Consider the following 12,311-nt stretch of genomic DNA (forward strand, 5'->3'; position numbering starts at 1 on the left):
TCATGTCTCCCTGGCCAGGCCGAGTTCAGCGAGGATGGCCTCGTTGTGCTCGCCGACATCGGGCACCGGATCCATCCGCGGCGTCACGCCGGGAATGGTGAGCGCGGGCAGGAAGCTCATCACCGGCCCGCTCGGCGATCTCACGCTCTGTACCCGCGAGCGTGCATGAAGCTGCTCGTGCTTCAGGAAGGCCTCGACCGAGTTCAGATGCGCATTGGCGATCGCGGCTTCGTCCAGCAGCCGCAGCACCTCCTCGCTCGTCATGGATGCAAAGCGCTGCTCGATATGCGCCTGCAGATCGTCGCGGTTCTGCATGCGCAGCGGATTGGTGCGGAAGCGCAGGTCGTCGGCAAAGCCGGCATCGCCGAGAACGGTGCGGCACAGCGACCGCCATTCCCGGTCGTTCTGGATGCCGAAGAAGACGGTCGTTCCGTCGCCGACGCGGAACGGTCCGTAAGGCGCGATCGTCGCATGTTTCGCGCCGGTGCGCGGCAGCGGACGGCCCGTGCTCTCGGTGTAGAACGCAGGATAGCTCATCCAGTCCGTGATGGAATCGAACAGCGAGGCCTGGAAGGCCGTGCCCTTGCCGGTCCGCTCGCGGGCGTACAGCGCCATCAGCACGCCGTTGAGGATGTACATGCCGGTGGCGATGTCGACCACCGAGAGCCCGACCTTGGCGGGCTCCGCCTCGGTGCCGTTGATGGCGAGCACGCCGGCCTCGCACTGCACCAGCAGATCATAGGCCTTCTTGTCGCTGTAGGGGCCGCCGCCGCCATAGCCCGAGACGTCGCAGGCGATGAGGCGCGGAAATTTTCGCACGAGCGATGCGGCATCGAGGCCGAGCCGCTCCGCCGCGCCGGGCGCGAGGTTCTGGATGAACACATCGGCGCGCGGCAGCAGGGCGTCGAGCACCTTGCGCCCCTCGGAGCTCTTGATGTCGATGGCAAGGCTCTCCTTGGAGCGATTGGTCCAGACGAACTGGCTCGACATGCCGTTCATGACATGATCGTAGTCCCGGCAGAAATCGCCGCTTCCGGGCCGCTCGATCTTGATGACACGCGCGCCCCAATCCGCCAGGTGCCGGCTGGCCAGCGGCGCGGCGATGGCCTGCTCGATTGAGACAACCGTAACCCCCGCGAGCGGCAGTTCCGCCTCATTCCCATCCATGCGATCGCCTCCACTCCCGCCAACGCTTTTGACCGGCGCAGGAGACAGGCCGACCACCCCACGCGCATCCTTTTTTGATGATGCCATCATGCCCCTGTTTTGCCCGACAAGTCAAATTCGACTTCGTGAAATCCTAAAAACGGAAATGCCGAGGGATTGCCGTCCCTTGGCTACTGTGCATGGGGTTGTTTTCGCAGTTTTGTGGAGTTTGTCACTGCCACGGGAACTGGTGCGATCCCTCGCTCGCGAGCAGGGCTATCGCGTTTGACAGCCTTTCTCTGCGGCCATCCTTCGAGACGCCCGCCTTTGGCGGGCCCTCAGGATGAAGACGGGGTGTGCGGCAGCAGTTTCAGCGGGCACCGATCCCACTTAGCCTCATCCTGAGGAGACCGCGAAGCGGTCGTCTCGAAGGACGAGGCGCGCGCTCAGGCCCCGCCAAGCGGGAGAGGTTGGGCGAGGGACGCCGCCAACGTTTTACCTCATTCGTCGCCCCTGTTGCCGAGACCGCACACGTCGCGGCTTTCGCATCTGCCCTCGTTGCCAACGCACCGCCGTTCACCCACTATTCCCAAGGACTCATCACGTGGGGACATCGATGCCGGCATTTCGCTTCAACACGTCATTGGCCGCTGCAAGCCTCTCGCTTGCCCTGGCCGTCCTGGCCCTGCCGCGCGCCGGCTTCGCCTACACCCAGGAGGAGCAGCAGGCCTGCTCGCCGGATGCGATGCGGCTGTGCAGCGAGTTCGTTCCGAACGTCGATGCCATCACGGCCTGCATGATCAAGAAGAAGTCGCAGCTCTCGCCGCAATGCCGGGTGTTCTTCCGCTCCGGTCCCGAGCCGGGCGAGGCCCGCGCCGGCAGGCCGACCAACATCGCGCCCAAGGCTGCGAAGAAGCCGGCGCCGAAGGTGGCCAGAAAGAAATCCAGCGAAGGCTGAGCGCGGACGCCGGCTTCGCGACAGCCACTGGACTCCTTTTGTTCACACGAGGCCGCGCGAGGCGTGCGGCCACGACAGTCCCGGGCGACGGAAAAGAATCGCCCGCAGGTTTGCGCGGCAAGGTTGCGTTGCCCCGCTTGTTGCTCAAAAAACGCACAAATGCCCGCGCGAGCGGTATTTCGGCTGGGTCCGCGTCTCCGTCCTGCGATGCAGTGTGACTCAAAAGCCAACACGCCTTGTTATTTCGTGGCCGTAACGCAACCCCTGATAAATTTTTCTTTCCCGAATCAGCGCGCTGATTCATTTTCGCGGCCTGGGGTCAATCTGGAGGCCGAAGGTATGAACGTTATTGTTTTTGCATCGCGTAAGGGCGGCTCGGGCAAGAGTACCCTGGCTGCACATCTCGCCGCGCAGATCAAGGCGAGCAAGCAGGTCATGCTCGTGGATGCGGATCCGCAGGGCTCGCTCACGCTGTGGCACAAGCTGCGTGGCACCAACGAGCCGCCGATCAAGGCTGCCGTGAACTCCGTCAGCGGCATCGTCTCCGCCGCCAAGCGCGACGGCTATGAATGGGTGTTGATCGACACGCCGCCGAACCTGTCGGCCGTCGTCGACGACGCGATCAAGAACGCCACCATGGTGGTGATCCCCGCCCGTCCCGGCGTGTTCGACGTCAACGCGGTGCAGGAGACCATCCAGATGTGCCGCGCCGCGCGCAAGCCCTATGCGGTCGTGCTCAACGGTGCGCCGGCCAAGCGCGACGAATCCGAAAGCCCGATCGTCACCATCGCCCGCGAAGCGCTGGCCAAATTCCGTGCTCCGGTGTGGGGCGGCCAGATCACCAATCGTTCGGACCTGCTGATGGCGCTGAGCCACGGCGAGGGTGCGCGCGAGTATCAGGCCGAGAGCCGTGCAGCCCAGGAGATTGCGAGGCTGTGGGCGGCGATCGAGCGTTCGGTCAAGGCTATTCGCGGCACGGCGTCGGCTTCCGGCGCAATGCACAAGCAGGCAGCTTAATTTTCATTGTTCATTCCCCGGACGACAAACGCGCGGACAAGCCGCGCGTTTTGCGTTTCTGCACCGGTGAAGACGAGCTACGCCACCATCAGCATGTAGAACACGATGACCGGCGACAGGGTCAGGATCACCGACCAGATGCCGGCGGCCCAGAGAATGTCCTCGGTGGTAAAGCCCTGCTGTCCGGCGTCGTAATGCGACGCCATTTCATTCTGACTATTCACAAACGCCTCCGCGATTTCTTCGCTTATGGGCGTCAGTGTTAGCGGGGATGTTTTAAGATCCGGATCGCAGCTGCCCCGGCATTTTGAACGCAGGTGCTACCGCGGATTAACCATCCCGCGCGCGTCCGTCAGCCGAGCAGCCAGAGCCGAAACAGCAGCACCGGCATCAGGCCGAGCATCACCGCCCAGAACCCGAACGACGACACCACCAGAATTCCCTGCAGGAGATCGGCCGGCGCGAATTGCCGCGCGGCCGTCGGCCGGATGCGCTGTCCCATGGTCATTCCCCCTCTGTAGGTCCCGGAGGGTAGGCGCGATTGTGTAAACGAGCCGTGGATGCGCCATGCCGCAACAGCGAAGGCGATTGAGGCGCGGTTAACCACGGGGCGGTGCTCTTACCCTCCCCTGGAGGGGGAGGGTCGATCGCGCGAAGCGCGAGCGGGGTGGGGTGATCTCTCCACTCGGGCAGTGTTCGCCGCGGAGAGACCGTCACCCCACCCCGCTCCACATATCGCTTCGCGACATGTGAAGCGACCCTCCCCCTCCAGGGGAGGGTAAGCGAGGCCGCTACGCCGCGACCTTTGTCCGTCGCTCGATCTCGCGATCGATTGCCGCTGCGAGCTCGCTGCTCACTTCAACCATCGGCAGGCGCACTTCAGGACTGTCGATCAGGCCGCTGCGCCACAGCCAGTACTTCGCCGGCGCGGGGCTCGGCTCGGCGAACAAGAGCCGCGTCAGCTCGGCGACCTCGTTCCAGCGCGCCAGCGCAGCATCATGATTGCCGCGCTTCAGCTCGGCATGGACGGCTGCGAACGTCGCGGTCTCGACATGAGCCGACAGCACGATGCCGCCGTCGGCGCCGTCGCTGAGCGCCTCGAAATAGTTGGCATCCTCGCCGGTGAGCACGCGGAATGCCTTCGGCCGGTCGCGCAGCAGCGCGATCGACTGCTCGCGGCTCGCGCCGCAATCCTTCAGCCCGACGATGTTCCTGTGCTCGGCGAGCCGCAGCAGCGTCTGGTTGGTGATGTTGACGGCGGTGCGATACGGGATGTTGTAGAGCGCGAGCGGCCATGCCGCGTGATCGGCGAGCGCTTGGAAATGCGCCAGCAAGCCACGCTGCGACGGTCGCACGTAATAGGGGCTCGCGATCAGGTAGCCGTCGATCGGCCAGTCCGCGGTCTCGTCGAGGCGCTCCTTCAGCCGCGAGGTGTCCGCGCCCGAGAGCCCGAGGCAGATCGGCATGGTGCGGCCGCTGGCCGCCATCTCGTCGCGCACCACGGCGACGAGACGTTCGAGCTCGGCCTCGCGCAGCGTCATGCCTTCACCGGAGGTCGCCCCCAGGATGAAGCCGTCGACGGCTCCAGCGCCGTAGTGCCGCGTCAGCCGCCGCAGCGATCTCTCGTCGAGCGCGCCGCCGTGAAACGGCGTCACCAGCGGCAGCCACAGCCCGTGCAAGTGATCTTCAAGTCCGGTCATGGTCCATCTCCTTCCAGGGAAAAGCCTGAGACGGAGGGCACATGAAAAAACCCCGTCCAGGCGGCGGGGTCTTCGGGATTTGCAGCGATGACGAAGTCAGCTAGTGCGCGCAAAAATCCGAGGTCCCCGGATGGGGGCCTTTTTTCGAATTGGCTGCGCACGACTTCGTGATCATCTGCAAATGATGCGGGGTGTGTCTGGAACTGTCAATACACGCGGAGGGCGAAAGCCCATGCGGACGAAAAAAAGCCGGACCCGAAGGCCCGGCTTAGGTATTGGCCACGTGAGGCCGACACAATCACCTTCCAAGAGGGATTACTGAACTCCCGCGCCACTGGAGGAGGGGGACAAATGCGCAACGCGAAGGCTCAGCGTGCAAACATTATGGGCTTGGCCAGCGTCATGCAGCAACAGCCGAGGCCGCATGTCAGTCATGCGGAAATCAGGACGGCCAGCGCTGCGCCTTGCTCACCACGAAGTCGCGGAACACCTGCACGCGCGCGACCGTCTTCAATTCCTCGGGATAGACGAAGTAGGTGTCGAGCTGGATCGAATCCGACTCGCCGAACAGCTGCACGAGTTTGTTCTGTTCCTCGACGAGATAGTCCGGCAGCGCGGCGATGCCGAGGCCCTGCTGACAGGCGCGCACGAGACCGAGGATGTTGTTCACCTTGAAATAGGCTTCGCGCGGACCGGAGCCGTTGCGCCCGGCTTCGATCAGCCAATTGCGATTCTGAAGATGCGGCGCGAAGCTGCCGTCGCTGAGCGTGATGATGCGGTGGGAGTCGAGCTCCTCCAGCGTGCGCGGCGTGCCGAAGCGCTTGATGTATTCCGGAGAGCAATAGGCGTGGAAGCCCATCGCGAACAGCTTGCGCTGGATCAGGTCCGGCTGCGTCGGCTTGCGGGTCCGGATCGCGACGTCGGCCTCGCGCATCGACAGATCGAGCTCCTCGTCGGTGACGATCAGCGAGATGCGGATCTCCGGATAGAGCGCGGTGAACTCGCCGAGCCGCGGGATCAGCCAGTTGATGCCGACGCCGGGCGTGGTGGTGATCTTGAGGTCGCCGCTCGGGCGCTCGCGGCTGTCGGTCAGCTTGGCGCGCGCCGCCTGCAGCTGCATGAACACGTCATGCGCGGTGCGGAAGAGCAGGTCGCCCTGCTCGGTGAGGATCAGGCCGCGGGCGTGGCGGTGGAACAGCGAGACCGAGAGCTCCTGCTCCAGCGCCGAGACCTGGCGCGAGACCGCCGATTGCGACAGGCCGAGCTGCTCGCCCGCATGCGTGAAGCTGCCCGCTTCCGCCGCCGCGTGAAACACCTTCAGCTTGTCCCAATCCATATCCGTAAATCCGTCGCGTGTTCGAGGCATGATGTTATTCCGCTGCCGCGCGCTCGCTGGCGCGAAGGGCCAAGAAACGTTCGGCTTCGAGTGCGGCCATGCAGCCGAGGCCTGCGGCCGTCACGGCCTGGCGAAAGGTCTCGTCGGCGACGTCGCCGGCGGCGAACAGGCCGGGCACCGAGGTGGCGGTCGAGTTCGGGGCGACCTCGACATAGCCCGACGGTTTCAGCTTGACCTGGTCCTTGACGAGTTCGGTCGCGGGCGCGTGGCCGATGGCGATGAAGACGCCGTCCGCCTTCACGTCCGTGAGCGCGCCGGTCTTGACGTTCTTGAGCCGGACATGGGTGACCTTGTTCGGGTTCTCGGTGCCACAGATCTCGTCGACGGCCGAGTCCCAGATCACCTTGATCTTCGGGTGGTTGAACAGGCGTTCCTGCAGGATGCGCTCGGCGCGGAAGTGATCGCGACGATGCACGATGGTGACCTGCGAGGCGTGGTTGGTGAGGTACAGGGCCTCCTCGACCGCGGTGTTGCCGCCGCCGACCACGATCACGTCCTTGCCCCGGTAGAAGAAGCCGTCGCAGGTGGCGCAGGCCGACACGCCGCCGCCCTGGAACTTGGCTTCGGACGGCAGCCCGAGCCAGCGCGCTTGCGCGCCTGTGGCGAGGATCACGGTGTCGGCGAGATAGACGTCGCCGCTGTCGCAGGTGAGGCGGAACGGCCGCTGCGCCGTCTCCAGCCTGGTGACCAGATCGGTGACGATCCGGGTGCCGACATGGACCGCCTGCTTCTCCATCTGCTCCATCAGCCAGGGGCCCTGGATCACGTCGGCGAAGCCCGGATAATTCTCGACGTCGGTGGTGATGGTGAGCTGGCCGCCGGGCTGGATGCCCTGGATCAGGATCGGCTCGAGCATCGCCCGCGCGGCATAGATCGCCGCCGTGTAGCCAGCAGGGCCGGAGCCGATAATGACGACCTTTGCATGAACAGGAGCGGACATTTCGATGGACGCCTTTCACGGGGGATTTGCAGCGCGGGCGCGGAAGGTGCCGGGAGGCCTCGCGGAGGCGCTGAAATATCAGAGCTAATCTAAGCCTTCTGGTGAGCTATGCAAGAATTGCATTCCCTCTCAGCGGATTTTTCCAACAGGGAACAAAACTCGATTGCGTTGCACGCGCAATAAAATTGCGCTGCCCGTGCCGACTGGGCTATGAGGATTTCGACAAACCATCCAATACCGCTGCAAAGGGCAGGAGTTCCAATCACGTGTCGCGGAACCTAGACGAGATCGACCTGAAGATTCTCACCGAGATTCAGGCCGACGGTCGAATCACGAATGTCGAGCTGGCCAAGCGCGTCGGAATCTCGCCGCCCCCCTGCCTGCGCCGTGTCCGGGCGCTTGAGGAAGAGGGCTACATCCACGGCTATCGGGGCCTGCTCGACGCCCGCAAACTCGGTTTCGATGTCACCGTGTTCGCGGCCGTGCACCTGTCCAGCCAGGCCGAGGCGGATTTGCGCGCTTTCGAGGATTTCGTCCGCGCCGAGCCCCTGGTGCGGGAATGCTGGATGCTGTCGGGCGAGGTCGATTTCATCCTCAAATGCGTCGCCCCTGACATGGCGACTTTCCAGGATTTCGTCACGCACCTGACTGCCGCGCCACATGTCCGCAACGTGCGGACCTCGCTGGTGCTGCACAATTCGAAGTACGAGGCGGCCGTGCCGCTGGAGGTGAAGGGGAGAAGGTAGGCCGCGCGAACTCGTGCCCCGGACGCAGCGCAGCAACGCTAAGGGCGTTGCAGTGCCTCCGGGACACGAGACGCAGAAACAAAAAGGCCGCGCACTGCGCGGCCTTTTCGAAAGTATCATCTCGGCGCAGGCGGCAAATCCTTACCGCCACTCCACCTTGGTGATCTCATAGGCCTTGGCGCCGCCGGGCGTGTTGACCTCGACCGAGGCGCCTTTCTTCTTGCCGATCAACGCGCGCGCGAGCGGCGAGGTGATGGAGATGCGGCCCTTCTTGGCGTCGGCCTCGACCTCGCCGACGATCTGCCACACCGTCTTCTTCTCGGTGTCCTCGTCGACCAGCGTCACGGTGGCGCCGAACTTGATGGTGTCGCCGGAGAGCTTGGAAATGTCGATGATGTCGGCGCGCGCGAGCTTGTCCTCGAGCTCGGCGATGCGGCCTTCATTGTGGGACTGCTCTTCCTTCGCGGCATGATATTCCGCGTTTTCCGACAGGTCTCCGTGCGAGCGCGCCTCCGCGATATGCTCGATGATCCGCGGACGATCCACGGACTGGCGCTGCTTCAATTCTTCCCCGAGCGCGACAAAGCCGGCCTGGGTCATCGGAACCTTTTCCATCGTCTCTCTCGTCCTTCGATCGTGCGCCCCAAACGCGGATGGACGCCGCAACCTTGATTCGTCAGTGTTTCCGGAGCCCAACGCAGGGACTGCCGGACGTTGACAGATATGGGCTTTTAGCGCCGGAACAGAACCACCACCTGGCCGGACAGTTCCTCCGGCCATTGTGGCTTCATCGCCAATCACTTAGCAGCGGCTTCGCCGGAGCTAGCGATCAGGTTTCCGAAAAGTAGCTCTGCAGGGTACGAACCTCAAGGTCCCCGCCCAAATAGGCGCGGATGCCCTGCGCGGCCGCCACGGCCCCGGAAAGAGTGGTGTAATACGGCACTTTATGCAAGAGGGCCGCGCGCCGCAGCGAGCGGCTGTCGGCCAGCGCCTGCGGGCCTTCGGTGGTGTTGAAGACGAGCTGGACGTCCCCGTTGGTGATGGCGTCGACGATGTGCGGCCGCCCCTCCAGCACCTTGTTCACCTTTTCGGTCGGGATGCCCTGGTCGGTCAGGAAGCGCTGGGTGCCCGAGGTCGCCAGCACCTTGAAGCCGAGCGAGTGCAATTCGCGAACGGCCTCGGCGATGCGCGTCTTGTCGCTTTCGCGCACCGACACGAACACCGTGCCCTTGCGCGGCACCCGCGTGCCGCCGCCGAGCTGGCTCTTGGCGAAGGCCACCGCAAACGAACGGTCGATGCCCATGACCTCGCCGGTCGAGCGCATCTCGGGGCCGAGCACCGTGTCGACGCCGGGGAAGCGCGCGAACGGGAAGACCGATTCCTTGACGCCGACGTGCTTGAGCCTGGCCTTCTTCAGCTTGAAATCGGCGAGCTTCTCGCCCGCCATGACGCGCGCGGCGATCTTGGCGACCGGCGTGCCGACCACCTTGGCGACGAACGGCACCGTGCGCGAAGCGCGCGGATTGACCTCGAGCACGTAGATCTCGCCGTCCTTGATGGCATATTGCACGTTCATCAGGCCGATGACGTCGAGGCCGAGCGCGAGCTCGCGGGTCTGGCGCTCCAGCTCCTCGATCATCTCAGGCTCGAGCGAGTGCGGCGGCAGCGAGCAGGCGCTGTCGCCGGAATGGATGCCGGCTTCCTCGATGTGCTCCATGATACCGACGATGAACGTGTCCTTGCCGTCGGAGAGGCAGTCGACATCGATCTCGGTCGCGTCCGACAGATAGCGGTCGAACAGCAGCGGGTTCTTGCCGAGCACCGTGTTGATCTGCCCGGTCTTGTCGTTCGGATAGCGCGCCTTGACGTCGGCTGGCACCAGCTCCGGCAGCGTGCCGAGCAGATAGTCGTTGAGCTGGTTCTCCTCGCGGATGATCTGCATGGCGCGGCCGCCGAGCACGTAGGACGGGCGGACCACCAGCGGCAGGCCGAGGTCGGCGGAGACAAGACGCGCCTGTTCGACCGAATAGGCGATGCCGTTCTTCGGCTGCTTGAGACGAAGCTTGTCGAGCACGCGTTTGAAGCGGTCGCGGTCCTCCGCGAGGTCGATGGCGTCCGGCGAGGTGCCGAGGATCGGCACTTCGGCGGCCTCCAGCGCGCGCGCCAGCTTCAGCGGCGTCTGGCCGCCGAACTGCACGATCACGCCGTGCAGCGTGCCCTTGCTGCGCTCCTTCGCGATGATCTCCAGCACGTCCTCGGCGGTGAGCGGCTCGAAATAGAGCCGGTCGGCGGTGTCGTAGTCGGTCGACACCGTCTCCGGATTGCAGTTGACCATGATGGATTCGTAGCCGGCGTCATGCAGCGCGAAGCAGGCGTGACAGCAGCAATAGTCGAACTCGATGCCCTGGCCGATGCGGTTGGGACCGCCGCCGAGAATGATCACCTTCTTCTTGTCGGACGGCGTGCTCTCGTCGGCCGGCGCGCCCGCAAACGGCGCCTCATAGGTCGAATACATGTAGGCGGTGGGGGAGGCGAACTCGGCCGCGCAGGTGTCGATGCGCTTGTAGACGGGGCGAACGCCGAGCGCGTGGCGCTTCGCCGTCACCTCCGCTTCCGTCGTCTCGGCGAGCACGGCGAGGCGTGCATCGGAGAAGCCCATGGCCTTGAGCGTGCGCATGCCGAAGGCGTTGCCCGGCAGGCCGTTCTTCCTGACCTTCTCCTCCATGTCGACGATGCCGCGCATCTCGCCGAGGAACCAGGGATCGATCTTGCAGGACTTGAAGATGTCCTCGTTCGACCAGCCGAGCCGCATGGCCTGGGCGACCTGGAGCAGACGGTTCGGCGTCGGCGTGCCGAGCGCGGCGCGGATCGCGTTCTTGTCGTCGTCGCGGCCGAGGCCCTCGATCTCGATCTCGTCGAGGCCGGTCAACCCGGTCTCGAGCCCGCGCAGCGCCTTTTGCAGGCTTTCCTGGAAGGTGCGCCCGATCGCCATGACTTCGCCGACCGACTTCATCGAGGTGGTCAGCGTGGTCGAGGCGCCCGGGAATTTCTCGAAGGCGAAGCGCGGCACCTTGGTGACGACGTAGTCGATGGTCGGCTCGAACGAGGCCGGCGTGGCGCCGCCGGTGATGTCGTTGGCGATCTCGTCCAGGGTGTAGCCGACGGCGAGCTTGGCGGCGACCTTGGCGATCGGAAAACCGGTGGCCTTCGAGGCCAGCGCGGAGGAGCGCGACACGCGCGGATTCATCTCGATGACGACCATGCGGCCGTCTTCGGGATTGACGCCGAACTGCACGTTGGAGCCGCCGGTCTCGACGCCGATCTCGCGCAGCACCGCCAGCGAGGCGTCGCGCATGATCTGGTATTCCTTGTCAGTCAGCGTCAGCGCCGGCGCCACCGTGATGGAATCGCCGGTGTGCACGCCCATCGGATCGAGGTTCTCGATCGAGCAGACGATGATGCAATTGTCGTTCTTGTCGCGCACTACTTCCATCTCGTACTCTTTCCAGCCGAGCACGGATTCTTCGATCAGCACTTCGTTGGTGGGAGACGCATCGAGGCCGCGTTCGATGATGTCGAGGAACTCTTCCTTGTTGTAGGCGATGCCGCCGCCGGTGCCGCCCATGGTGAAGGAGGGGCGGATGATCGCGGGCAGGCCGATCTCGGACAGTGCCATCATTGCCTGTCCGAGCGCATATTCCTGATAACGCTTGCGCCGGTCGCCTTCGCCAAGTGTCCATTGCCGGTCGAGCTCTTCGAGCGCCGCGCCCGACAGCTTCTCGCGTTCGGCCTGGTATTTGTCGCGGAACGACTTCTTCAGCTCGGACGCGTTGGCGAGCCGCGACTTCGGCGTCTGCAGCCCGATCTTCTCCATGGCATTGCGGAACAGCTGGCGGTCTTCGGCCTTGTCGATCGCGTCGGCGGTGGCGCCGATCATCTCGACATCGAACTTCTCCAATGTGCCCTGGCGGCGCAGCGACAGCGCGCAGTTCAGCGCGGTCTGTCCGCCCATGGTCGGCAGCAGCGCGAAACCGCCGGGAATGACGTGACGTTCCTTCTCGATGATCTTGGCGACGATCTCCGGCGTGATCGGCTCGATATAGGTCGCGTCGGCCAATTCCGGGTCGGTCATGATCGTGGCCGGGTTGGAATTGACGAGGACGATGCGATAGCCCTCTTCCTTCAGCGTCTTAACCGCCTGCGTGCCCGAATAGTCGAACTCGCAGGCCTGGCCGATCACGATGGGACCGGCGCCGATGATCAGGATGGTCGAGATGTCGGTTCGTTTGGGCATCACCGCTCACGGGCTGGAATCTGGGCACAAAAAAAGGGCGCGCTTGCCGCGCGTCCCCATTTGGCGAGAGCGCGGGGTCTCCCTCGCGCGCGGGTGGGTCTTAGACCAGTTTTA

General features: G+C 64.5%; 11 protein-coding genes. 3 read left to right on the forward strand and 8 right to left on the reverse strand.

The window, feature by feature from the left end; translation table 11 throughout:
• Window positions 1-1,167, reverse strand: coding sequence for a CaiB/BaiF CoA-transferase family protein (locus tag XH96_RS06735; RefSeq protein WP_194391612.1), 1,167 nt, complete (start codon window positions 1,165-1,167; stop codon window positions 1-3).
• Window positions 1,168-1,762: 595 nt separating this feature from the next.
• On the opposite strand from XH96_RS06735, the gene XH96_RS06740 reads away from it, so the two are divergent.
• The gene (locus tag XH96_RS06740; RefSeq protein WP_194391614.1) at window positions 1,763-2,104 is read left to right on the forward strand and encodes a hypothetical protein; all 342 of its coding nucleotides are present in this window, start codon (window positions 1,763-1,765) and stop codon (window positions 2,102-2,104) included.
• A gap of 339 nt (window positions 2,105-2,443) precedes the next feature.
• Complete coding sequence (locus tag XH96_RS06745; RefSeq protein ID WP_061880428.1) at window positions 2,444-3,121, forward strand: ParA family protein; 678 nt, start codon at window positions 2,444-2,446, stop codon at window positions 3,119-3,121.
• Window positions 3,122-3,198: 77 nt separating this feature from the next.
• Here the strand turns inward: XH96_RS06745 and XH96_RS06750 are convergent, their stop codons facing one another.
• The 5 genes from XH96_RS06750 to trxB all read right to left on the reverse strand — a co-directional run bounded on the left by XH96_RS06750 (window position 3,199) and on the right by trxB (window position 7,157).
• On the reverse strand, window positions 3,199-3,345 hold the full coding sequence (locus tag XH96_RS06750) for a hypothetical protein (protein WP_162131096.1): 147 nt from the start codon (window positions 3,343-3,345) through the stop codon (window positions 3,199-3,201).
• A 128-nt stretch (window positions 3,346-3,473) separates the two neighbouring features.
• Complete coding sequence (locus XH96_RS06755) at window positions 3,474-3,629, reverse strand: hypothetical protein (RefSeq protein WP_194394430.1); 156 nt, start codon at window positions 3,627-3,629, stop codon at window positions 3,474-3,476.
• Between the two features lie 283 nt (window positions 3,630-3,912).
• Window positions 3,913-4,821, reverse strand: coding sequence for a 4-hydroxy-tetrahydrodipicolinate synthase (locus tag XH96_RS06760; RefSeq protein ID WP_194391616.1), 909 nt, complete (start codon window positions 4,819-4,821; stop codon window positions 3,913-3,915).
• A gap of 442 nt (window positions 4,822-5,263) precedes the next feature.
• On the reverse strand, window positions 5,264-6,187 hold the full coding sequence (locus tag XH96_RS06765; protein ID WP_028178742.1) for a LysR family transcriptional regulator: 924 nt from the start codon (window positions 6,185-6,187) through the stop codon (window positions 5,264-5,266).
• Window positions 6,188-6,191: 4 nt separating this feature from the next.
• Complete coding sequence (gene trxB / locus XH96_RS06770) at window positions 6,192-7,157, reverse strand: thioredoxin-disulfide reductase (protein ID WP_131869256.1); 966 nt, start codon at window positions 7,155-7,157, stop codon at window positions 6,192-6,194.
• Between the two features lie 266 nt (window positions 7,158-7,423).
• Here trxB and XH96_RS06775 point away from each other — a divergent pair, with 266 nt between their 5' ends.
• Entirely contained in the window at window positions 7,424-7,903 is a 480-nt protein-coding gene (locus XH96_RS06775) for an Lrp/AsnC family transcriptional regulator (protein ID WP_166818364.1), read from the forward strand.
• Window positions 7,904-8,044: 141 nt separating this feature from the next.
• Here the strand turns inward: XH96_RS06775 and greA are convergent, their stop codons facing one another.
• Together greA and carB are read right to left on the reverse strand one after the other, a co-directional pair.
• The gene (greA, locus tag XH96_RS06780) at window positions 8,045-8,518 is read right to left on the reverse strand and encodes a transcription elongation factor GreA (protein WP_027563740.1); all 474 of its coding nucleotides are present in this window, start codon (window positions 8,516-8,518) and stop codon (window positions 8,045-8,047) included.
• Window positions 8,519-8,732: 214 nt separating this feature from the next.
• Window positions 8,733-12,197 carry a carbamoyl-phosphate synthase large subunit gene (gene carB / locus XH96_RS06785; protein WP_194391623.1) on the reverse strand — a complete coding sequence of 1,155 codons (3,465 nt, stop codon included), beginning with the start codon at window positions 12,195-12,197 and terminating at the stop codon, window positions 8,733-8,735.
• Window positions 12,198-12,311: the final 114 nt, after the last annotated feature.

Origin of the sequence: Bradyrhizobium sp. CCBAU 51765, assembly GCF_015291725.1 — a bacterium.
Lineage (GTDB): Bacteria > Pseudomonadota > Alphaproteobacteria > Rhizobiales > Xanthobacteraceae > Bradyrhizobium > Bradyrhizobium liaoningense.

What these genes read in the sequence shown, in the direction of transcription:
- XH96_RS06735 (WP_194391612.1), bottom strand. Translation starts at nt 1,167, where the DNA reads ATGGATGGGAATGAGGCGGAACTGCCGCTCGCGGGGGTTACGGTTGTC.
- XH96_RS06740 (WP_194391614.1), top strand. Translation starts at nt 1,763, where the DNA reads ATGCCGGCATTTCGCTTCAACACGTCATTGGCCGCTGCAAGCCTCTCG.
- XH96_RS06745 (WP_061880428.1), top strand. Translation starts at nt 2,444, where the DNA reads ATGAACGTTATTGTTTTTGCATCGCGTAAGGGCGGCTCGGGCAAGAGT.
- XH96_RS06755 (WP_194394430.1), bottom strand. Translation starts at nt 3,629, where the DNA reads ATGACCATGGGACAGCGCATCCGGCCGACGGCCGCGCGGCAATTCGCG.
- XH96_RS06760 (WP_194391616.1), bottom strand. Translation starts at nt 4,821, where the DNA reads ATGACCGGACTTGAAGATCACTTGCACGGGCTGTGGCTGCCGCTGGTG.
- XH96_RS06765 (WP_028178742.1), bottom strand. Translation starts at nt 6,187, where the DNA reads ATGCCTCGAACACGCGACGGATTTACGGATATGGATTGGGACAAGCTG.
- trxB (WP_131869256.1), bottom strand. Translation starts at nt 7,157, where the DNA reads ATGTCCGCTCCTGTTCATGCAAAGGTCGTCATTATCGGCTCCGGCCCT.
- greA (WP_027563740.1), bottom strand. Translation starts at nt 8,518, where the DNA reads ATGGAAAAGGTTCCGATGACCCAGGCCGGCTTTGTCGCGCTCGGGGAA.
- carB (WP_194391623.1), bottom strand. Translation starts at nt 12,197, where the DNA reads ATGCCCAAACGAACCGACATCTCGACCATCCTGATCATCGGCGCCGGT.